This window comes from Spirosoma gilvum (genome assembly GCF_054776815.1).
This window is the reverse complement of the sequence record NZ_BAAHBH010000010.1, coordinates 349,254-371,738: the sequence shown is the minus strand read 5'-3', so window position 1 is coordinate 371,738 and position 22,485 is coordinate 349,254. Positions and strand designations below refer to the sequence as shown.

Below are 22,485 nucleotides of genomic sequence, written 5' to 3'. Positions count from 1 at the left end.
CAAGCCACACAAGCTATGTCGTTCCAGCAGAACGCATTTGTGTTGGGTTCGCGCTTTTTCTACTCACCAATGGCTTTGCCGAAGTTGCACTTTTTTTAATAACAAAACCTAAAGGCGAAGGTATGGGTGTTGGGTGGATAGCTAAAGATTTCCTTTCATTCTTCACGCATTAGAGCAAATGACCCTGTTTTCCAATGGATAAAAAGCAGATTTTCATTACGTTTTGTTAGCTTCACGCTCGACAATAAAAAAGACCATTATGAAGAGTAAACTCGTATTAGTTGTATTAGCTCTTGGCTTATGTTTTTCAACATTGGCTCAACAAAAACAAGCTCCTAAATCCGAAAACAAAGCGGATGTCATCGAAAAAGGATTGATTAAAGTGTCGGTTATGTATCCTTATGCGGAAGGCAAAACGTTCGACATGGATTACTACGAAAAAAGTCATATGCCCTTTGTGGCAGGGCTATTAGGGTCCAATTTGGTACGGTATACCATTGAAAAAGGAGTTTCAAATGGAATACCTAATTCGCCATTACCCTTTATGGCTATTGGTAGTTTTTACGTGAAAAGTCTAAGCGATTATCAGGCTGCCATTGCCCCGAATAGAGAGGCTATACGGACCGATTTTCCAAAGTACACCAATATCAGCCCGACTATACTGATTAGTGAGGTGGTAAGGTGATTTTTTAGAGCGGTAGCGTTGTCAGAACCGCTCTGGGGTAAATTCATTTACACTTGGCTCTGTATTCCTGATGCGCTTGTTGGTCTCCTGCGGTATCCCCTCGCTGCCAGGCGGTGCAGGCATCGGTTGTATGCCCCATGGACCATTCGGTTGTACCGAGGTAATAATACAGGTGTTCTACGGAAGCGTCCAGTGTTTCAGCCTGCCGAAATTCGGGCATGGCTTTCGCGGGCTGGTGCTGACTTAGCCAATAAAGCCCCATGGTCAGGTGTACCCATGCATTTTGACCGTCCCGTTGCAGCGATTCTTCAACGAGCGGTCGGGCTTCAGCAGGGCGGTTTAACTTCAGTAGCAGGTAGGCTTTGTTGTTGAGGTAATAGGGCTGACGAGACTGTAAAGCCAGCGCCTGTTCCACATAGGACAACGCTTCGGCATACTTGCCCTCATGAGCCAGAAGCAGACTTTGATTGTTTAGGGCAGCATCCTGTTTGGGATTCAGTTGCAACGCCCGACGAATATCCTGTTGCGCGGGTTCGTAGGCTTTTTGATTAAAATACAACGCGCCCCGATTGGTCAGAGCTTCGACATTAGTAGGCACCAGTTGCAACGCCCGATCGTAGGCGGCCTGCGCCTGGGGTATCCGATTCAGTCGGGTATACACATCGCCCAGCCGGGAATGATAGAAGGTCGAATCGCGGTATTGGTTTTCGATTCGTTCCAGATCGGCCAGGCTATTCGTCGCATCACCCAGTTCGAGCCGAACCTCTGCCCGATTAAAATAGGCAGTAGCAAAATCGGGGTCCAGATCGATGGCGCGGGTATAATCAGCCAGAGCTCCCTCCCGATCATCATTGCGAAATTTGGCAAGTCCCCGGTTGTTGTACGCATCGGCGAAATCGGACTTTTTAGCAATTGCTTCCGAATAATACCGAATAGCTTCCCGATACTCGCGCTTCTGCAACTGAACATTCCCCTTCAGAAAAAACTGAGCTGCTTCGTCGGTGTCACGGGTGCAAGCCGTAATGATGAATGATGAATGATGAATGATAAGTATCCAGACGAAAATTTGAGTGGATATATTAACTACCTTTGTATTTCTTACCTGCCGAATCCAATTCATCATTTATAATTTATAATTCATCATTCCCCCGTGCGCTTCGTTCAGGACATTCCGCATCCACAGTTCCGCATTGGGCTCTATTCCTGGAACAGCAAATATATTGTCAAAATTGAAGCCGGTCCCTATGAGCAGACGTATAAAGTCAGTGAACTGGATCTGATCGACCCGGAAGCGATCCCTACCCTACTCGATGAGCCGTTCCTGACCCGAGTAGCTGCCCGGTTTCAGGAAATGGATGCCGACTGGCAGGCCGCCGGAGAACGACACGACGCGTTTTAGATACGTCAGTTGTCGCTCCGCGGATATCGGCTTCTACTCAAGACCAAACCCAGCGTCGTTCTGATCGTCCCAATCACGCTGTTCGACTTCACCGGAGGCTGCTGACGGGGTTTCGTCCGACCAGACATCCCGGAAATCATCCGTAAAATAATGGGTTGACGGGCCTGCTTTCGTTGACTTGAGTATATTCGACACTATGGTTGTGATGACAATCACCAGCAGCCAGATAAATGTTTCTTCCATGAGTTGTCAGGTATAAAAAGGTTCTCGAAAAGGGATTGATCTAAAGCGTAGCGAGAAGGAACAGCTTAATTGGCCCGCTCCCGTTCTTCCTCCGAACCGGTTTTACGTTTACCAGTCCCTTTAATAGACTGACTACCAAAGTTGTAGGTATAGCTCAACCGAATCACTCTGGGCTCATAGGTAACGGCAGTATAAGCGCGAATATCCTCCTCAGGCAAATTATAGTCGCCAATTCGGGTATTGGTCCAGAAAAGATCACTCAGGGTCAATCGCAGCAATCCCCGCTGTTTGTCTACTTTCTGCTGTAGGCCAACGGTAACCGACCCGTAAGCCCGTCGCTGAAAGATACCCATTGTTCGACTTGGGGAGTTGTAGAAAGCCGTAAGCTCGGCCGCAGCCCCAGGCCATAATTTGACCGTATGGGTAGTGTTCAACTGCCCATACACTTGTCCGAACGAAAGGAAGTTTTGCTCATACCAGGTCGAAGCCTGTTGCCATACGCCCAGGAACTGCGTTTGCGATTGCCACCAGCGGGCCGGGCTCCAGGGAAAGGCAAAGCTCGCGGAGACGGAATGTGTTTGGGCAATATTCCGGGTATTGAACACCTGCCGGGTTGCCTGCGGGTCAGACCGATCCAACTGAGGCTGATAATCGAAAAACTGATTTCGGTCAAAGGCATAGCGAACCGATAGCAAATAAGCGCCTTTGAACCGATAATTCAGTTGAACAGCGTCAGACATGGTGGGCAGAATGCCTGGGTTGCCGGTGCGCAGGGTGGTTGGACCGATAAAAATCATGGTCGGGGCCAGCACTTTATACGGGGGACGAGTGATTCGGCGGCTGTAGGATAGCTGCAGACTTCGCTCCTTACTGATCTCATGGGTAAAGAAAATACTGGGAAACAAGTTTATATAATTCCGATTAACCAGTTGTGTTTCCCCGTTGGCCAGCAGCAGGGTATGCGTAGCTTCCCCTCGAAGCCCTCCCTGAACCTGCCAACGCTTGCCTAACTGACCTTTTAATGACATATATCCCGCCAGGATCGTCTCCGACATGGTGGTTTGCTGACTATACAGGGAGTCTTTTTGCCAGCCTGTTGGCAGGAGTTGGTCGGTGAACACGGTATTTTGCAAGGCTAACCGGCTGCTTTTAAAACCCGCTTCGATTTTCCAGCCGGTTTGCAACGATCGACTGACATCGGCTTTGATGACCCACATGCCAAATGGAGTCTTTTTACCAATCCTTGTTTCCTGCGGAAGTGTGGCGGATACCGTATTAGTCAGGTCATACTGATACCGATAGGTTGTCGGCTGTACATTGGCGTAGTGCAGGCGATCTACATCGATCGTAATCTCTGTTTTCGCCGACTGATAGTGCAGGCTTAGATTACTCATCAGATGCTGCCAGTGATTTACCTCATCGGTGGTTATGAGGCTGTTGACGTCACTCTTCTGGTGCTGAAACAATGCCTGCGTCCGGGCTGTCATGGCCCATCGGCTATCGAACCCAGACACGATCCCGGCTACTGTCCACCGGGGTGTAAAGGCATATTCAAAGCCCACCCGGGCGGTATGAACCGGCATAGTAGCCTCCCGATCGGCCAGGGTGTACGAACGGGATGCGGCTGCTCCCTGCTGAAGCTGCCAGTCGAACACCCACTGCTGCCACATGTGATCAGCCGTATAGGCATAATCGCCAAATAGCGCTAGTTTTCGGGTCCGATAGTTCAGCATGCCAGCCCCGGACCATTTTTCGTAAAACCCATAGCCTGCGGCCAGAGTATACGTTCCGTTGAGCCCTTCGCCTGTATCCTTTTTAAGAATGATGTTGATCAATCCGGCATCTCCCTCGGCATCGTACCGAGCCGGTGGATTGGTGATCAACTCAACTTTTTCAATAAACGAGGTAGGCAATCCCGCTAGTTGCTGCAATAGGGCATCAACCGGCATTCGATTCAGTTTCCCGTTGAGCATGACCAGCACCGACGCTTTCCCATTCAGGAGTAATTTACTTTCCTGCCGATCCAAGCTGACTCCGGGTGCCCGTTCCAGCACATCCAGAGCTGTCCCTCCGGCAGATACAATACTATTTTGTACATGAATGACAAGTCGGTCGGCTTGCTGCTCAAATAAGGGTTTATAGGCCGATACCGTTACCGACTGCAACTGCTTCGTTTCTGATTGTAACGTGATCGGATCAACCTGAAGCAGGGACAGATCTGTTCGAACCGATACCAATGACGAATAGGCCTTGCGAAAGCCTACCTGGCTGGCAACCAGCAGGTAGTCCCCTTTTTTGACGGCTTCAAACGCAAATTGCCCGTCATCACGACTCAGTTCTCCCTTCACCAGCGTCGAGTCGGACGAGCGCAGCAACAATACATTAGCGAATGAAATAGGGGTTCCACTCTGACTAATCAGCTTTCCGATCAGGGTTGTCTGGGCCAGACTTACGGAGCCTGTGAACATCCAGAATAAAACAATACAACCAATGCCAGCCGGAGGCAGGTAAAGTAAACGCATAGTATAAACGTATTTAGTGTGGATAGAATAAGATGGCAATTCGTTGCCGGGAGCCTACAAATAGCTCTTATAGGCCTTAGTCGTAACCTCTTTGCGGATCGGTAACACATAACGAATTGTTATCGACCATAACCATAAGTTGGGAGCAATACGAACTTTATCCACCCTAATTGGTTTTATCTTTACAACATCAATCAGGCGCCGGACATAACCGGCGTTTCGTTTTAAGACATTAGTTGATTAACTCTATAGACAAAAATACCTTATGTCTATCCTATTCTCCGACAATGTGAGTACCGTCGCCCGGCGCGATATTCTGGATCTCCAGCAGAAAATTAGTTCGTTCCAGCAGGGCGACATCGCGGATGAAGCGTTTCGTAAATTCCGCCTGACCCGTGGTGTGTATGGACAGCGACAGCCGGGCGTCCAGATGATCCGGATTAAACTGCCGCATGGTCGCATCACAGCCGACCAGTTGGTTCGGATTGCGGATCTGTCGGATAAATTCGCGACGGGCAATCTCCACGCAACCACCCGGCAGGATATTCAACTGCATTTTGTCAAATTGGCCGATTCGCCCCAGCTTTGGGCTGAACTGGAGGATGCAGGCATTACCCTAAAAGAAGCGTGCGGCAATACGGTCCGGAACGTAACGGGCTCCGCCAGGGCTGGTGTCGATCCCGACGAACCATTCGACATTACCCCCTACGCCTATAGCATTTTCGATTATTTCCTGCGGAATCCAATCTGTCAGGATATGGGTCGAAAGTTTAAAATTTCGGTTTCATCGAGCGAAAAAGACTCGGCTTACGGGTATATGCATGATGTGGGTCTGGTGGCGCGTATTCAGGACGGCAAGCGTGGCTTTAAAGTAATGCTGGGCGGTGGACTGGGCGCACAGCCTTTCCCGGCTCAGACGGCCTTTGAGTTTCTGGAGGAAGATCTGGCTATTCCATTTATTGAGGGCGTAATTCGGGTATTCGACCGCTACGGAGAGCGTCAGAAACGCCACAAAGCGCGGATGAAGTATCTTCTTAACGACATTGGTCTGGAAGAATTACTTCGTCGGATCGAGGCAGAAACCCCTGCCCTCCGGGTTAAATCCTTTGCGGTTGATACGTCTGCGGGCAATGCGCTGTTTGCTCCCGAACCAGCTCCCCGCCCTGATGCACCTGCCCCGAGCCTGCTACCTGACAACGATGTCTATGGCCGTTGGCTGAAAACGAATGTTTTCGAGCAGAAACAACAGGGTTGGTATGCGGTTCAACTGCGGGTGCTTCTGGGTGATATGCATTCCGACACAGCTCGGGCCTTGGCTCAGGTTGTGAAAAAATACGCTGCCGACGATATTCGGGTGACCGTTAACCAGGGCTATTTGCTTCGGTTTATTAAGCCGGAAGATCTACCGGCGGTGTACGAAGCGCTGAATACGCTCGGTCTGGCCGATCCCGGTTTTGACACCACCGCCGACATTACGACCTGCCCCGGAACGGACACCTGTAACCTGGCTATTTCGAGCAGTTATGGGATAACACGGGCGCTGGAACAGATGATGACCAATGAATTCCCTGAGTTGATCTACAACAACGACATCAAAATCAAGATTTCGGGTTGTATGAACGGCTGTGGTCAGCACTCGGTGGGAAACATTGGCTACCACGGTTCATCTCTGAAAAATGGGGCCTATGTGCTACCGGCGTTGCAGGTGTTGCTGGGCGGTGGATTCAATGGGAAAGGGGAAGGACTTATTGCCGACAAGGTCATCAAGATTCCGGCCAAGCGTGGTCCCCAATCGCTGCGGTTCCTGCTGAACGATTATGAGTCCAACGCCTTCGACGGTGAGTACTATAGTGACTATTATGCACGTCAGGGTAAAAACTATTTCTATCAACTCTTAAAGCCGCTGGCCGATCTGAAAACGCTGGTCGATAGCGACTACATCGACTGGGATCATACCGAACAGTATGTGACAGAAGTGGGTATTGGCGAATGTGCCAGCGTGCTCATCGACCTGGTAGCTACGACGTTGACCGAAGCGTCAGAAAAACTGAGCTGGGCTCGGGAAGCACTAACCGAAAGCCGTTGGGCCGATGCACTTTATCACGGCTACAACGTATTTATCACCGGAGCTAAAGCCGCCCTGATGAGCCGCGATATTCCGACTAACACCCAGCACGGTATTGTCAGCGATTTTGACAAAACGTTTGTGGGCGAACCGGATTTCCATCAGGAAGAAGGTGAATTCAAAGCTCTGGTGTTCAGCATCAACAAGCAGGAGGCTTCCGAATCGTTTGCGATCCGCTTCATTGCCCAGGCTGAGGCATTCCTACAAACAATTCAGGGTTACCGCGAAACCCAGATCGAGCTGGAAGGAGCCCCCGAACTACAGGAATTAACCCAGGCGCAGGATAGTTAATTTTCAATGAGTGAATGATAGAATGAGTGAATAAATGCACCGGATGGTATTCACTCATTCTATCATTCACTCATTCTATCATTAAATTATGAAATTGACACTCGTGGGGGCCGGTCCAGGCGACCCGGATTTGATAACGGTGAAAGGTATCAAGGCGCTGAAACAGGCCGATGTGGTTATGTATGATGCCCTTGTTCACCCGGATTTACTGGAGTACTGTCGGCCCGACGCACTCAAGGTCTATGTGGGCAAGCGACGGGGTGCCTATTCCTGTATGCAGGAAGACATTAATCCGCTGATTGTTCATTATGCGCAGCAGTATGGTCATGTTGTCCGGCTAAAAGGGGGCGACTCCTTTGTGTTTGGGCGTGGGTATGAGGAAATCGAATATGCCCGGCAGCATGGCATTGCAACCGACGTAGTACCAGGTTTGTCCAGCAGCTACGCCGTTCCTGCATCGGCTGGTATTCCGCTGACTACACGGGGATTATCTGAAAGTTTTTGGGTCGTTACGGGAACCACCAAAGACGGAGAATTCTCGAAGGATTTGCGGTTAGCCGCTCAGTCGTCAGCAACCGTAGTTGTGTTGATGGGCATGCATAAACTGGCCCAGATCATGGCTGTTTTTGCCGAATGTGGTCAGTCGGATACGCCCGTAGCCATTATTCAGAATGGAACCCTGCCCGAACAGCAGGTGGTGGCCGGACAGGTGTCGACGATTGTGCAGAAAACCGACGAATCGGGCGTTAGTAATCCGGCAATTATCGTCGTAGGTGAAGTAGCTCGTTTAGCCGTTACCGACCTGACTACATTTACGCAGACAGTCCAGCAGAATCTGTAGGGTACACGAGTAAGTTGAATTCGCTTTTCTATCCCCTTTTAGCTCCTTGCACAAATAAGGCTGAGGTCCAGGATAACTCACGGCCGGTCATGCGTTCTTTTTCGTAATAATCGACCAGCCGCATATCGTGTTCGCGTAGCAAGTTTAGAATGACCAGTGGGTCGGACTGACCTTCGTAAATGGGGGCAAAATTCAGTTCCAGCAACAGGGCTCCTATCCGTTTTTCCGTAAGCAGGCGAGTTGCTCCACGAAGAACGGGAAGTTCGAACCCCTGCGTGTCGATCTTTAGCAGATCGATTTTGGCAATCCCCTGGGCCGCACAGAAGCTGTCGAGTGTTTCGACGGTGACCGACTCTACAGAGGCCACCTGTTCCCCAAAGAATATATTTTCGGATTTATCCGGGTTAACGGCCAGAAACGAACTTAGCTCCGACTGTTCATAATTACGAAATTCTGCCGTACCGGCCTGTTCGCCAAAAGCAAGCTGGTGGAGCGACACGTTCGGCCCGAATGATTGACTAGTCAAGGCATTAAAGGTCTTCGAAGCTGGCTCAAACGCGTGGATCACTGGATTGGCAAAACACTGCTGCAAGAGCTGGATCGTTTGTCCCTGATTGGCGCCTACATCAAAGCAAAGTGGATTGGGCTGCCGAATCACCTGCCGTAAATCATCTTCCAGTTTCAGTCCGTTGACTTGATTTGGGTATTTACGTGCCAAGAATACACCAAATGATGAAAAGGCGGCCTTAATCGCCGTAGCCACGTTGCTCATCTTGCTTCGATTTAAGAGTTGGTTAAACACGGAGCCACAGAGTACACAGAGAGAATAAAAGAATACGCATTTATCGTTGAAATCCTCTGTGTACTCTGCGGCTCCGTGTTTACTTATTTTGTAAAATCAAATAGCTGATTTCCTCAGTCGTTGCTTTACGCTGCTCGCCCGTTATCATGTTTTTCAGCGTAAGCAGGCCCGTTTGCATTTCTTCCGACCCTATCAGGACTACGTAGGGAATCGCTTTGGCATTGGCATAATCAAGCATCTTTTTGATTTTCGTCAGATCAGGATACACTTCAGCCGATAGGTCAGCCGCCCGTAACTGACTCAGCAGGGGCAACGCTACTTTCCGAGCCTCCACATCGAACGGCACGATAAGTACTTTTGTCCCCTGCCCTGCACTGGCCGGAAAGAGATTTAACTCCTCCATGACATCATAAATCCGGTCGACGCCAAACGAGATACCCACCCCTGATAAACCAGGCATACCAAAGGCACCCGTCAGATTATCATAGCGCCCACCACCACTGACACTGCCAATGCTGACCCCATTGGCCTTCACTTCAAAAATAGCCCCTGTATAATATGACAGACCACGCGCTAGAGCTGGATCCAGCTCTATCTGACTGTCTAGTAGACCGTAGAGTTCGACTAATTGAAGTGTTTCTTCAAGTTCAGCAATGCCTTTTTGAGCCGTTTCTGAAATAGCCAGCCAACTTTTTAATTCGTCGAGAATTTGTCGAATGTCCAGTCCGGTAAACGAGAATAAAGGCAATAGATTCGTAATGGATACTTCGGCAAAGCCGCGCTCACGCAATTCATCCAGCACTTTTTCCTGCCCAATCTTATCCAGTTTATCGATGGCTACCGATAAGGCTCCCTCCTGACCTGGTACGCCAATCGCTTCCGCAATACCCGCCAGGATCTTTCGGTTATTGAGTTTCAGGGTAAAATTCTGGATGCCCAGATTTCGGAATACTTCGTGGATCATCAGCACAATTTCGGCTTCGCAGATCAGTGAGTCGGTTCCTATTACATCGGCATCGCACTGATAAAATTCCCGGTAGCGGCCCTTATTAGGCCGGTCTCCACGCCATACAGGTTGCATCTGGTAGCGTTTAAAGGGCATAGTAAGCATATGCCGATTCATGACTACATAACGGGCAAATGGTACTGTTAGATCATAGCGCAATCCCTTTTCAGAAATTTTGGGAATCAATTTTTTATAGCCCGTAGAAATATCTAGTTCAGTCAGATTAGCGGCAAAATCACCTGAGTTTAAGATTCTGAATAACAATTGGTCGCCTTCATCGCCATATTTACCGGTCAGGGTGGAGAGGTTCTCCATGGCCGGAGTTTCGAGGGGTAAAAAGCCGAAGCGTTTGAAGGTTTGCCGAATGGTATCGAATATAAAAAGCCGTTTGCTCATTTGCTCCGGGCCGAAGTCACGCGTTCCTTTAGGTAATGTCGGTTTTTGCATCCCGCAAAATTAAAAACCATCAGGCAATAAAGCGAAGCGTAATCGGTGAAGTTGCTGGCGGCTTTGTTCTCTGGAATGTTGTTAAAACGCCTTCCATTTTACCACTTATCACAATCCGACAATTTTTTACTTGAATTATCCCACTTTTTATTAATTTTATTTTAACACTGATTAAAGCGCTTTAATCAGTGGCTTGCTTTTTTGAAACTTACAGCTTCACTTTCAATTTACCTCGTAACCTATGCGTTTTTTTTACGATTCTCCCCCTCCATTCCGGGTCAAATGGATTAGTTTGTGTTGTATACTGTTGGGAATTGGTGCCAAATCGATGGCTGGTCCCGCCCCTCAGCCCTTTTCCGCTAACCTCCGCGTTGAACGGTCTAAAAATCCATCAGCCGACATTACAGTTAGCGGTCGCGTGACAGATGCCACCACCAACGAAGCCCTGGCAGGCTGTAGCGTGGTCGTTAAAGGAACCAACCGTGGAACCAATACCGATGCCAACGGTAACTACCGTATTGCGGTACCCGACGGCAATTCAGTACTGGTTTTCGGGTTCATTGGGTTTGTTTCTCAGGAGATTTCAGTGGGTAATCAGACCATCCTCAATGTAGCCCTAAAAGCATCAGCCTCCGAACTGGCCCAGGTCGTGGTCATCGGCTACGGTAGTGCGTCCAAAAAGGACATGACCGGTTCAGTAAAGTCGATCAAAAGCGCCGAATTCAACAAAGGGATCATCAACTCGCCCGAACAACTGCTACAGGGAAAGGTTGCCGGAGTCAACGTAACCTCAGCCAGTGGCGAACCTGGCGGGCAACAAAACATTACAATTCGGGGTCCCGGTGGCGTCCGGACGGGTAGTACTCCCCTCTTTGTCCTGGATGGTATTGCGCTCGATAACTCCAGTACGGGCGGAGCTACCAACCCACTGAACTTCCTGAATCCGCAGGATATTGAGTCGATTGACGTGCTGAAAGATGCCTCGGCTACAGCTATTTACGGCGCTCGGGGTGCCAATGGAGTCGTGCTGATTACCACTAAAAAAGGGAAAGCCGGTTTCTCGAACTTTACACTCTCATCCAGCCTGGGTATTTCAAACCTGACCCGGCCACTGGCTGTTTTCTCGGCAGATGAGTATCGTAAACAGGTGCCAGCCGTAGGCGGTGTGCTCGACGATTTTAAAGGCTCTACCGACTGGCAGAAAGAAGTGACACGAACAGCCCAAACCTGGAACCATAACCTATCGTTTGGTGGTGGTACCGATAAGCTGACGTATTATGGCTCACTTGGCGTTCAGAATCAGGAAGGAATTATCAAAAACAGCCGGATGAGCCGCTATACGGGCCGAATCAACGTATCACAGAAATTGCTGGAAGATAGGCTTAATCTGGATGTAAATTTGACGGCCTCCTACACGTATAACCTGCGGCCACCAACCGAAACAATTCTGGGGAGTGCTATCTCAGCCAATCCTACTCTGCCTGCGTACGATGCCAATGGTGATCCATACAAATACCTGAGTGGCACCAATCCATTGATTACGCTGAACCTGGAAAAAGATATGACGACCATCAACCGCGTGGTTGGTAACATTTCGCCCTCGTTCAAGATCACTAAAGACCTGGTGTATAAACTTAATCTAGGAGTTGACAACTCCAGTTCGATGCGGGATGTGCAATCCCTACCCAGTCTGGTACCACAGCAGGATGGTCGGTTAGAAACCATTTACCGAATAAACCGCAACATTCTGGTCGAAAACTACTTTACGTATACACTGGCCCGGCAGGATCATAACCTGACAGCGTTGCTGGGACATTCGTACCAGAAAATCTACGTACAGGAACGGTCGTCGAGCATCAACAAATTTCCTATCTCGCCCATTGACCCGATTTACAATCCGGGACTGGGACAAGACCTGACACTGACTAACAACAAACCGACTGGTTTTGCCATCGAGAATGAACTTCAGTCCTTTTTCGGCCGGTTGAATTATCACTACAAGGATAAATACCTGGCCACTGCAACGGTCCGGGCCGATGGTTCCTCGAAATTTGGTTCCAATAATAAGTATGGTATCTTCCCCTCGTTCTCGGTTGGCTGGCGGTTATCGGAAGAAGGTTTCCTGAAATCGGGACCGTTCAGCGACCTAAAACTGCGTGCAGGCTGGGGCCGTACGGGTAACCAGGAAATACCGTCCAAAATCACCCAGGCGCTGTTCACCTCGCAGGTGTCGGCTTCGACCAGCTATCCGCTTGCGGCTACCGGTGCTTATCCAGCCGGTACATCCTACACGCGCCTGGCCAACCCCGATATTCAGTGGGAGGTATCGAACCAAACCGATTTAGGTGTTGACTTTGGCCTTTTTAAAGGAGCACTGACCGGATCGGTCGATTATTTCCGGAAAGTTTCCAACAATATCCTGCTGGAAGTAATCCCGTCCGACCCAGTTCAACCGGCTGGTACGTTCTGGACCAATGTGCCCGACATGACCATCACCAACCAGGGTGTTGAGTTGGATTTGAATTATCGGTACGCCAGCTTAAACGGCTTCCGGTTCGACATTGGCGGTAACATCACGTTTATCGACAATGTGGTGAACAATTCGCCCTATACGGTGATTCCGTCGGGTTCGGCATCGGGTTCGGGGCTTACTTCGGCTACCATCAACGGGTACATTAACGGCCAGCCAATCGGTACCTTCTTCCTGAAAAACTTCATCGGCCTTGACGATAAGGGGATTAGTAAGTTTCAGGATGCAGATGGCGATGGAATCATAACCGATAAAGATCGGATTGCCGCCGGTAGTGCGCTCCCAACGAAGCAGTTTAACCTGAACAGCAACCTGGCCTATAAAGGGTTCGATCTGGCGATCAATTTCAACGGGGTATCGGGCAACAAACTGTATGACAACACGGCCAACGCTAACTTCTACAAACTGCGGTTGTCGAAAGGGCTGAATACTACGGCAGAGGCCATTCAATATCCGAATGAGTCGATCAATAACTCAGCTCCGGTATCGACCCGCTATCTGAAAAACGGTTCGTTCTTCCGGCTGAATAACCTGACGCTGGGCTACAACCTCGATCCTAAACTGATTGGCATGAAACGCTGGATTTCGGGCATCCGCCTATCGGCAACGGGGCAAAACCTGTTCGTGATCACCCAATATGACGGATACGACCCAGAGGTAAACACCGATCGAACCATCAACGGGATTCTGTCGTATGGGATTGATTACCTCAGCTATCCCAAAGCCAAAACGTTTGTTTTCGGTCTGAACCTTACTTTTTAATTCTTTAGCCATTCAGTTGTCATAGATTGTCATTATTGGTCATTTGCTGACGTTCCAATACATGATCTGACCCATGACTACTAAAATACGATTAACAATGAAAAAGATCATATTAACAGCCCTAATACTCACGGGTATAAGTGGCATAAATGGTTGTACGAATCTGGCGGAGAAGGTGCTGGATGAAGCGTCGGTTTCGGGGCTCACCGACCGGCAGGCGGCTGATGGGATCATCGCACCTGTTTACGCCCGTCTGCCGGACATTTTCCTGCATACCAACTACTTCGCTATTCAGGAGATTTCGACCGATGAAGCAATCCTCCCCTATCGCGGAGGTACTGACTGGGGCGACAATGGCATTTACCTAGCCATGCACCAGCATACGTACACCAGCACTGACCCCAACCTGCGGAACACCTGGACGCTTATCCTACAGGGACTATCACGGGCTATTACGGCCATCAATACCCTGCCTACGCTGAAAGACCCCGTTACGAAAACCTACCTGGCCGAAGCACGGGGTATGCGGGCGTATTATGGGTTACTGACGCTGGACCTATTCGGACTGGTCTTTGTGAAGGATGATCTGGGGGCAACCTCAAGCATTTTACGTGGAGCCGAAGCTGTTGAATACCTCAAAAATGAGTTCCTGGCCGTAGAACCCGACCTGGAAACAAGTGTCGGCCCCGGTCGTCTGACCAAAGGGGCGGTCTGGGGGTTGCTGGCACGGTTGTATTTAAATGCGGGTGTTTACCGAGACATTTACGGGGCTCAGGTAACATTTAAGCCAGAAGACATGGACAAAGTAGTCGAGTACTGCGACAAGATCATCAACTCAGGCCAATACCAACTGTCGAAGGATTTCTTCGCTATTTTCAATTCCGACAACCACGACAACAAGGAGTTGATTTTTGCGGTTGATCAGCGGGCCGACCTGAACGGAACGAATCGGATGGCGTATTTCTCGCTGTCGGGCGATCAGTTTCCGATACCCGCCTATCCGAACGCCAACGGAACCGACGGACCGGCCATTACCCCCGATTACTACCGGACCTGGGTAAACGCTTACGCGCCGAAAGACCCAACGGTTGATCCACGCTTTTACAAGCAGAACCTGACCATTTACTCTAATCCAGCTGACTCCTGCGTGGCCGAAGCCGATTTCAACATCAACCGGGGGATTCTGCGGGGTCAGCAATACGGCCTGATTCGTCGGAATGGCGTATTTTTAAAATGCCCGGATGGAAAGTTTAAAGTGGCTAAACTGTTTCACGACACGCGCAATAAGCCGACTCTGGCCGTTGATTTCACCGAACAGATCGACTTTACGGTGCCGGGTAGCAACTATAATACAGGATACCGGGTCGAAAAATACGAGTTCAGCAAGAAATCGGTGAGTGGACGTAATTTTGGCGAAGCCGATATTATAATTCTTCGTCTGGCAGACATCTACCTGATGCGGGCCGAAGCTAAACTTCGTAAGAGTAACGATGCTGCCAGTGCTTTAGCCGATGTCAACACGGTGCGAGCAGCCCGGACCGTTACGGCTCCCCCTCCTGCCCTGACGTCGATGAATCTGGACTTACTGTACCGGGAACGTGGTTTTGAGCTGTATTGGGAGATGGTTCGCCGAACCGACATGATCCGGTTTGGCAAGTACGAAGGCACCTGGACGGAAAAGACGAACAGCGATAAACTGAAACGCATTTTCCCAATACCCCAGACGGCCATCGACGGAGCCTCTAACCTACCCGGTTATTTAGTTCAAAATCAGAGTTATTAAGACTGGAGTGATGAATGATGAATGATGAATGATGAATGATTATACAACAAAATCATTCATCATTTATCACTCTGTTCTTCACCTGAATCATTTCAGCGGCAATACTAACCGCAATCTCTTCAGGGGTCTGACTATGAATCGGTACACCAATTGGTGCATGGATTTGGTTTAGTCTATCGTCGGAAATGCCTTCTGAGCGATAATCAGCGAACAATTTTCCAATCTTTGTCTGGCTACCTAATACCCCGAAATACGCAAATGATTTAGTGAGCAATGCCCGGATAGCCTCATCATCCGTGCGGTATCCAAACGTCATAACTACCACAAATTTGTTTGATCCTGATGGAATTAGGTTCGCTATTTCTCTGTAATTACTGATCAAAATCTTTTCGTGCGCAACGTCGTTCCGTAGCATCGTGTGCAGATCCGGGCGGTTGTCGTAGATGCGGATGTAAAAATCCATCTGACTCATCAACCGAGACAATGCCAGAGCACAATGTCCTCCGCCAATAATAAACAGTTCATTTTTATAACCCAGCCGCTCCTGATACAGCCACTGGTCATCAGACTGCTTCACAAAGCTAAAATTGGCTTCGAGCTGTTGGTTATCTGAAAACTGAATACCGGATGGCGATATCGTCAACTGCCCGTTTCGGTTTTGTTCAAGGCAATCGACAATAGCCTGAACAGCCGACTCATCCTGTGTCTGAATCTGGTATAGCAGAATCGTTTGATCGCCGGAACAGATCATACCACTTTGGTTATGAGCGGCTTTCTTATCGTGGTACTGGGTTCGGATGGAAAGCTCAGTAGCTTGTGTTCGTAGCTTTTCTTTGGCCATTTCCACAAACTTGTGTTCCATAATGCCGCCCCCAATCGACCCCACCATATCGCCCGATGCCGTTACTGCCATCAGAAATCCCTGTCGGCCTGGGCTACTCCCATGACTTTCCAGCACATACAGGAGCATCACCGGATGACGTTGCTGAATGCACGTATGAATGAGTTGCCAGGTGGATAAAGATTTAGGGTTGGGCATTACCGAAAGAAGATAATCCGTGATAAACCGCGAAGCGGTGACAGTTTTATAGGGAAACAAGTACTCTATGCCGTTCAGAACTCCGAAGGAGTGACATAGTTGATATGTCACTCCTTCGGAGTTTTCAACTAAATGTAGGCGGCTTGTTTTCTACAAAGCTGCCACCGCTTCGCGGTTATAACTGAATCTGTTTAATATAGCTGCTATTGGTAGATGATACAGCACTATTGCTCGCAGTTGCATCGTACAGAGCCAGCAACACCTTTTCGGGCGTCATGGGGGCATCGAACGGAATGTTGGCTGTTGGGTTAAACGCCCGAACGGCATTGCGCAGGGCAAAATAGGCACCAATGCCGTACATCAATGGGGGTTCACCCACGGCTTTCGACCGAAAAATAGCCAGGTTATCCTGCTCCGTCTTTAGCGGCTCAATGGTTATTTTCTTTGGCACCGAATAAATATCTGGCACTTTATAGGTCGAAAGCGCATTGGAGCGCAACCGTCCGGCTGTATCGTAAACGACTTCTTCCATGGTCATCCAGCCGAGCCCCTGCACGATTCCTCCCTCAATCTGCCCCCGGTCGATGAGCGGGTTCATGCTCACCCCGAAGTCGTGAACTACTTTAACAGCGTCCATTTCATAGGTCCCGCGCAGGCAATCGACTGTCACCTCAACAATGGCAGTCCCGTACACATGATAGGCAAACGGATGCCCTTTCTCCCGGCTGGCATCGTAATGAATCTCAGGCGTAGCATAGTGGGCGTGTTCGGACAGGCTCACGCGTTTCGTAAACGCTTCCATCACCAGCCGATTCCAGTCCCAGTCAGTCCGTTCGCCGTTCACAAAAACACCTTCGTCTTTCAGGGTAATAGCTTCGGCTGCCGTTTGAAATTCACCCGCAGCCACCACCCTTAGCCGTTGAACAATTTCAGTGCAAGCCATTTCCACGGCCTTCCCGTTCAGGTCGGCTGTAGCGCTGGCAGCCGAAGGCGATGTATTGGCAATTCGATAAGTACTTGTCGTCTGCAACTTCACTCGCTCTGGTCGTATCGACAGCATCTGGGCGGTTACCTGTAGCATTTTCGTATTTACCCCCTGCCCCATCTCCACAGCACCCGTACTCACGCCCACGCTACCATCGGTATACACATGTACAAGTGCCCGTGCCTGATTCATGCGGGTGTTTGTAAACGAGATTCCGAAGCAAATTGGCATTAACGAGAATGCCTTCTTAATCAATAGGTTAACGCTGTTAAATTCACTAATTTGCTCGCGAATTGAGTCCAGATTATATAGCTCTACGGCTTTGCTCCAGCAGGCATGGGCTTCGCTCACGGCTTTCTGTCCGTAGGCAAATTCATCGCCAGTTTTGTTCAGGTTTTGGGCTTGTATTACCGATGCTTCAATGCCTAATTTCTCAGCCGCTTTGGCGATAGCCGCTTCTATAACGAACATTCCCTGTGGCCCACCGAATCCCCGAAACGCCGTGTTTGGTGGTAGATGGGTTCGACAGCTATAGGCCGTTGCCGTTACGTTGGGAATGAAATAGGTATTGGTACAATGAAATAAGGTTCGCTCCAATACCGCAGGCGACAGATCGGCGGCCGCACCGGCATTCTGGTAGAACGTGGCCTCATAGGCAATGATCTTCAAATCGTCGTCCAACCCGATTTTGAAGTCCGACGAATACGGGTGCCGTTTGCCGGTCATGGCCATATCGTCCATCCGGTGTAGCGAGTACTTGACGGGCTTACGGAGTACGTGCGCAGCCAACGCACACAGAGCCGCCCACATATTGGCCTGATCTTCTTTGCCACCAAACCCACCACCCAGCCGCGTGACATCCACATCGACCTGGTGCATGGCCAGCCCCGACGACCGACTTACGGCCCGCTGCACAGCCGTAGGACCCTGCGTTGATGAGTAGAGTTTGATACCGTTGTTCTCCTGCGGAACGGCATAAGCACCTTGCGTTTCGATGTACAGGTGTTCCTGCCCGTTGGTTTCCGTTCGGCCTTCAAAAATATGCGTACACTGCGCCCAGGCCGTCGTAGTATCCCCCAGCTTATGGGTGCGTGGCTTCACAATTAACTCGCCTTTTGCCTGGGCTTCGCGAGGGTCGGTAACGACGGGTAAGGGTTCGATGTCGACGGTAATTTTCTTGACGGCGGCACGAGCGACCTCGTCGCTTTCGGCCACAACGAACACAATTGGCATGCCACAGTAATGCACATGGTGTTCGGCCAGCAACGGCTCGTCAGGAATGATGCCCCCAATCTGATTTTCGCCCGTTACATCTTTGTACGTGAACAGTTTGACCACACCGGGCATGGCCTCCGCTGCTGACAGGTCCAGCTCTTTGATAACTCCATGCGCCACTGGCGAGCCAAATGCTGCTCCGAACAATGTCCCTCGGATCAGCGGAATATCGTCCAGATACACCGATTCGCCCCGCACATGCGTTCTGGAATCTATATTTTTCATTGTATGTCTTAATTTAATTATGGCTTGTTGATTCAGTCAACCTACCTTGGGTAGCCCGTATTTAAAATGTCACCCTTTCAGGGCTTTTGTTGAGATGTTTGCCTGTTTGCTACAATACTGTCTCCCCCTTCGGGGCTTTTGTTGTGGTGTTTACCTTTCTGCTATAATATTGTCACCCCTTCGGGGGTTTTGATTAGGTGTTTGCTTTTCTGCTACAATATTGTTACTCCTTCGGGGAGGCAGCATTTTCCTTTATCTATAATCCTGTCAGGCTTATTTAAATACCCCCCTTTCAAAAATGTAAATCTCGAAGAGATGGTATTATTATAGCGAAGCTGTTTAAACTTTTTAAATTACATTAAACCTGGGGAGTTTTTTGTCATGCTGACCGGGACGCGTAGTCGCAGGAAGCATCTTCGGTGGCTATAAGAATGCTGTTACCGAAGATGCTTCCTGCGACTACGCGTCCCGGTCAGCATGACAAAAAACACGCATTTTTGAATTTTCTTTAAAAGTTTAAACAGTCTCAGCAAAAGGCCGCGCCAATACCAACAAAACCTAAAGGGGTGTCAGAACTCGCTTTAACTATTAACCAACCATCAATTGCTCTACTTTCAACGCTGGGAACAACTTAATAAAGTGCGCTTTTATCAATTGACTGAGCAATAGCCGTTTGTAGGCTTCGGTGCCACGGGCGTCGCTGATGGGTGCGATGTCGGTTTGGGCTACAGCGGTGGCTTCGAGGATCAACGCTTCAGTAATCGGCCGCCCCATTAAAAACGCTTCGGTGTTTGTCAACCGCTTCGGTATGGGCGCAACACCACCCGCCGACAAGTTCACTGAGCTAATCACATCGCCATCAACCGTAAGCTGAATGGCCGAATTGACACTGGCAATATCCAGATGCGTGCGCTTGCTAACTTTCTCGAAATTGAACCGGGTGTTTTTGTAAGGTAGAGAAAACCAAATATGTGTTAGAAACTCTTCTGGTCTCTTAGCTAGCGTTTTATAGCCAAGATATAAATCCCTCAACGCTAAGTCTCGTTGTGAACGACCATCGCTCAAGGTAATAATAGCATCCAGTGCGAGGAAAAAGATCGTAAAATCGCCAATCGGTGAGGCATTGATGAAATTACCGCCGATGGTTGCCATGTTACGGATTGGCGTCGATGAGACCAGCTTCGTATAGCTCTTAAAATCAGGAAAATATTGCTGTACGATAGGCGATTCCATCAGCTCAGTTACGGTCGTTGCAGCACCAATAACACATTGGCTCCCTTCCTGACGAATACCTTTCAGCGCTTTATTATCGGACAAAAACTGAATGGAAGCCTCTTTGACTTCGTCATATTTTTGCACATAAACGTCTGTTCCACCGCCAACCCGTTGTGCCAGTAGATCATCAGTTTTCAGTTCGCCATTTAAATGTAACCGAAAAGCCTGCAACCGCTCCTGAATCGTAGCAAAATAAGTCGGCAAAATTCCATGATCTACCACAAACTGTGCTGGCGTTGCTTCTGTTCGCGCCCTTACCAGCTCAGCCACATGAGCAGCCGCCCGCTCGATAGACTTATAACCCGTACAGCGGCATATGTTGCCATCAATAGCCGAAATGGCATTTTGCACTGTTGCAGCGTTATTGCTCAGGCAATAACCGGCCAGCGACATCACAAATCCGGGCGTACAAAACCCGCACTGCGTAGCCGATTCGTCAGCCATTGCCTGCTGAATGGGATTCAGGTCATCCATATTGATGCCTTCCACCGTAACGATGTGTTTGCCATGCGCATTTCCCAGCGGCATTAAGCAGGACGTAGCTGTCCGATAGTGTAACTCCCCGGTCGAAATATCGCCCACCAACACTGTACAGGCTCCGCAATCGCCTTCCCGACAGCCGATTTTGGTACCTGTCAGGTATTGATGATAGCGCACAAAATCAAGCACCGTCGTTCCGGGCGGCAGTATCGTACTTACTTCTTTGTTATTTAAAATGAAGGAAATCAAAATGGTAATTACTTGGCTTTTAGATTTTGAGCCTGCTTAAACTTTTGTTCCAAAAGCTTTTTTGTCATCCCGAGGCACGAGGGATCTTCGGTAGCCGAAGGCTTTTCAGTCTCACCCCAAAGATCCCTCGTGCCTCGGGATGACAAATGTTTTTTCCTTAGTATTCATCGTCGTATTCCATTAACATCACCTTCGACTGTCCAATGACAAATCTCCAATGACAAGCTATGTCAGTGGTCATTCAGGGGTAACTCACGTCGTTGAAACTCTTTCCAATTCAGGTATTCATCACCTTTGCGTTGCTCGACCATCGTGATGCAACTATCGACAGGGCATACTAATTTACACAAATTACAGCCCACACACTCATTTTCGATGATCGAATAGGTATTGTAGGGCTTTCCGTACGTCAGATTGATGGCCTGATGCGAGGTATCTTCACAGGCAATATAGCATAGACCGCAGTGGATACACTTGTCCTGATTAATATTGGCAACGATGTGGTAATTGATATCGAGGTCTTCCCAGTGGGTGATGGTCGGCACCGATTTGCCGATGAAATCGTAAATGGTTTTAAAGCCTTTTTCGTCCATCCAGTTGTTCAGTCCGTCGCACAGATCGTCGATGATCCGAAAACCGTGTTTCATAACGGCCGTACATACCTGTACTGAGGTAGCGCCCAGCAGCATAAATTCGGCGGCATCTTTCCAGGTACTAATACCACCAATTCCCGAAATCGGTACGCGCGATGTAATCGGGTCCTGGGCGATGGTCGTCAGCATTTTCAGGGCGATTGGCTTCACTGCCGGACCACAATAACCACCATATACCGATTTCCCGGCTACGTATGGATTTGGTACAAACGTATCCAGGTTGACACCCGTTACTGACTGAATCGTGTTGATCAGCGACAACGCATTGGTGCCACCTTCAACCGACGCCCGGCCCGTTGGCACTACCGAATGAACGTTGGGAGTCAGTTTGGTAATAACCGGAATCGTGGCCTTTTCCATGACCCATTCGACCACCATTTTAGCAATATCGGGGTCCTGCCCGACGGCTGCGCCCATGCCGCGTTCGGTCATGCCGTGCGGGCAACCGAAGTTTAGTTCAAGTCCATGTGCACCCGTATCTTCGACCTGTGCAATCAGTTCATGCCATTTGTCGCGGGTATTATCGGCCATGAGCGACACGACCATCGCCCGGTCGGGAAACTCCCGAACGCATTCGGCAATTTCGCGCAGGTTAATATCAAGCGGACGGTCGGAAATCAGTTCAATATTGTTGAACCCCATCACTTTGGTGCCATTATAATCGACGGCCGAATAGCGCGACGACACGTTTTTGATCTGTGAACCCAGCGTTTTCCAGACCACGCCACCCCAGCCAGCTTCAAACGCCCGCAGGACATTATATTTTTTGTCCGTCGGCGGAGCACTCGCCAGCCAGTACGGGTTGGGCGATTTGATACCGAGGAAATTTGTTGAAAGATCTGCCACGTTAATTAATGATGAATTATGA

General features: G+C 49.4%; 15 protein-coding genes. 6 read left to right on the top strand and 9 right to left on the bottom strand.

Annotated elements, in window-relative coordinates; genetic code table 11:
• Nucleotides 1–259 precede the first annotated feature (259 nt).
• Nucleotides 260–685 (top strand): EthD family reductase, encoded by a 426-nt coding sequence (locus ACYVFD_RS25775; protein ID WP_461093385.1) that lies wholly within the window; start codon nt 260–262, stop codon nt 683–685.
• Nucleotides 686–728: 43 nt separating this feature from the next.
• Here ACYVFD_RS25775 and ACYVFD_RS25770 read toward each other — a convergent pair whose 3' ends face one another.
• Nucleotides 729–1,808: a tetratricopeptide repeat protein gene (locus ACYVFD_RS25770; RefSeq protein WP_461093384.1), complete on the bottom strand. Its 1,080-nt coding sequence runs from the start codon at nt 1,806–1,808 to the stop codon at nt 729–731.
• Between the two features lie 27 nt (nt 1,809–1,835).
• On the opposite strand from ACYVFD_RS25770, the gene ACYVFD_RS25765 reads away from it, so the two are divergent.
• A complete protein-coding gene (locus ACYVFD_RS25765; RefSeq protein ID WP_461093383.1) occupies nt 1,836–2,084 on the top strand; it encodes a hypothetical protein in 249 nt (82 codons plus the stop codon).
• Nucleotides 2,085–2,117: 33 nt separating this feature from the next.
• Here the strand turns inward: ACYVFD_RS25765 and ACYVFD_RS25760 are convergent, their stop codons facing one another.
• Nucleotides 2,118–2,327, bottom strand: a complete 210-nt coding sequence (locus ACYVFD_RS25760; protein ID WP_461093382.1) for a hypothetical protein — start codon at nt 2,325–2,327, stop codon at nt 2,118–2,120.
• 65 nt (nt 2,328–2,392) lie between these two features.
• The gene (locus ACYVFD_RS25755) at nt 2,393–4,849 is read right to left on the bottom strand and encodes an outer membrane beta-barrel protein (protein ID WP_461093381.1); all 2,457 of its coding nucleotides are present in this window, start codon (nt 4,847–4,849) and stop codon (nt 2,393–2,395) included.
• 265 nt (nt 4,850–5,114) lie between these two features.
• Between ACYVFD_RS25755 and ACYVFD_RS25750 the strand changes: the two genes are divergently transcribed.
• Both ACYVFD_RS25750 and cobA read left to right on the top strand, forming a co-directional pair.
• Nucleotides 5,115–7,265, top strand: coding sequence for a nitrite reductase (locus ACYVFD_RS25750; RefSeq protein ID WP_461093380.1), 2,151 nt, complete (start codon nt 5,115–5,117; stop codon nt 7,263–7,265).
• Nucleotides 7,266–7,353: 88 nt separating this feature from the next.
• Nucleotides 7,354–8,106: a uroporphyrinogen-III C-methyltransferase gene (cobA, locus tag ACYVFD_RS25745; protein WP_461093379.1), complete on the top strand. Its 753-nt coding sequence runs from the start codon at nt 7,354–7,356 to the stop codon at nt 8,104–8,106.
• 28 nt (nt 8,107–8,134) lie between these two features.
• On the opposite strand, the gene ACYVFD_RS25740 is transcribed toward cobA, so the two are convergent.
• Together ACYVFD_RS25740 and hisS are read right to left on the bottom strand one after the other, a co-directional pair.
• On the bottom strand, nt 8,135–8,878 hold the full coding sequence (locus ACYVFD_RS25740; RefSeq protein WP_461093378.1) for an FkbM family methyltransferase: 744 nt from the start codon (nt 8,876–8,878) through the stop codon (nt 8,135–8,137).
• A 109-nt stretch (nt 8,879–8,987) separates the two neighbouring features.
• A complete protein-coding gene (gene hisS / locus ACYVFD_RS25735; protein ID WP_461093377.1) occupies nt 8,988–10,361 on the bottom strand; it encodes a histidine--tRNA ligase in 1,374 nt (457 codons plus the stop codon).
• 241 nt (nt 10,362–10,602) lie between these two features.
• Here hisS and ACYVFD_RS25730 point away from each other — a divergent pair, with 241 nt between their 5' ends.
• On the top strand, nt 10,603–13,653 hold the full coding sequence (locus ACYVFD_RS25730; RefSeq protein WP_461093376.1) for a SusC/RagA family TonB-linked outer membrane protein: 3,051 nt from the start codon (nt 10,603–10,605) through the stop codon (nt 13,651–13,653).
• Nucleotides 13,654–13,750: 97 nt separating this feature from the next.
• Nucleotides 13,751–15,436: a RagB/SusD family nutrient uptake outer membrane protein gene (locus ACYVFD_RS25725; RefSeq protein ID WP_461093375.1), complete on the top strand. Its 1,686-nt coding sequence runs from the start codon at nt 13,751–13,753 to the stop codon at nt 15,434–15,436.
• 52 nt (nt 15,437–15,488) lie between these two features.
• Here ACYVFD_RS25725 and ACYVFD_RS25720 read toward each other — a convergent pair whose 3' ends face one another.
• From ACYVFD_RS25720 to preA, 4 genes are all read right to left on the bottom strand, one after another.
• Nucleotides 15,489–16,475 (bottom strand): XdhC family protein, encoded by a 987-nt coding sequence (locus tag ACYVFD_RS25720; protein WP_461093374.1) that lies wholly within the window; start codon nt 16,473–16,475, stop codon nt 15,489–15,491.
• 175 nt (nt 16,476–16,650) lie between these two features.
• Nucleotides 16,651–18,960, bottom strand: a complete 2,310-nt coding sequence (locus ACYVFD_RS25715; RefSeq protein WP_461093373.1) for a xanthine dehydrogenase molybdopterin binding subunit — start codon at nt 18,958–18,960, stop codon at nt 16,651–16,653.
• A 588-nt stretch (nt 18,961–19,548) separates the two neighbouring features.
• Nucleotides 19,549–20,964, bottom strand: coding sequence for an FAD binding domain-containing protein (locus tag ACYVFD_RS25710; protein ID WP_461093372.1), 1,416 nt, complete (start codon nt 20,962–20,964; stop codon nt 19,549–19,551).
• 230 nt (nt 20,965–21,194) lie between these two features.
• Nucleotides 21,195–22,463, bottom strand: a complete 1,269-nt coding sequence (gene preA / locus ACYVFD_RS25705) for an NAD-dependent dihydropyrimidine dehydrogenase subunit PreA (RefSeq protein ID WP_461093371.1) — start codon at nt 22,461–22,463, stop codon at nt 21,195–21,197.
• Nucleotides 22,464–22,485: the final 22 nt, after the last annotated feature.

What these genes read in the sequence shown, in the direction of transcription:
- ACYVFD_RS25760 (WP_461093382.1), bottom strand. Translation starts at nt 2,327, where the DNA reads ATGGAAGAAACATTTATCTGGCTGCTGGTGATTGTCATCACAACCATA.
- ACYVFD_RS25715 (WP_461093373.1), bottom strand. Translation starts at nt 18,960, where the DNA reads ATGAAAAATATAGATTCCAGAACGCATGTGCGGGGCGAATCGGTGTAT.
- ACYVFD_RS25730 (WP_461093376.1), top strand. Translation starts at nt 10,603, where the DNA reads ATGCGTTTTTTTTACGATTCTCCCCCTCCATTCCGGGTCAAATGGATT.
- ACYVFD_RS25750 (WP_461093380.1), top strand. Translation starts at nt 5,115, where the DNA reads ATGTCTATCCTATTCTCCGACAATGTGAGTACCGTCGCCCGGCGCGAT.
- ACYVFD_RS25775 (WP_461093385.1), top strand. Translation starts at nt 260, where the DNA reads ATGAAGAGTAAACTCGTATTAGTTGTATTAGCTCTTGGCTTATGTTTT.
- hisS (WP_461093377.1), bottom strand. Translation starts at nt 10,361, where the DNA reads ATGCAAAAACCGACATTACCTAAAGGAACGCGTGACTTCGGCCCGGAG.
- ACYVFD_RS25770 (WP_461093384.1), bottom strand. Translation starts at nt 1,808, where the DNA reads ATGATGAATTGGATTCGGCAGGTAAGAAATACAAAGGTAGTTAATATA.
- ACYVFD_RS25755 (WP_461093381.1), bottom strand. Translation starts at nt 4,849, where the DNA reads ATGCGTTTACTTTACCTGCCTCCGGCTGGCATTGGTTGTATTGTTTTA.
- ACYVFD_RS25740 (WP_461093378.1), bottom strand. Translation starts at nt 8,878, where the DNA reads ATGAGCAACGTGGCTACGGCGATTAAGGCCGCCTTTTCATCATTTGGT.
- ACYVFD_RS25720 (WP_461093374.1), bottom strand. Translation starts at nt 16,475, where the DNA reads ATGCCCAACCCTAAATCTTTATCCACCTGGCAACTCATTCATACGTGC.
- ACYVFD_RS25725 (WP_461093375.1), top strand. Translation starts at nt 13,751, where the DNA reads ATGAAAAAGATCATATTAACAGCCCTAATACTCACGGGTATAAGTGGC.
- cobA (WP_461093379.1), top strand. Translation starts at nt 7,354, where the DNA reads ATGAAATTGACACTCGTGGGGGCCGGTCCAGGCGACCCGGATTTGATA.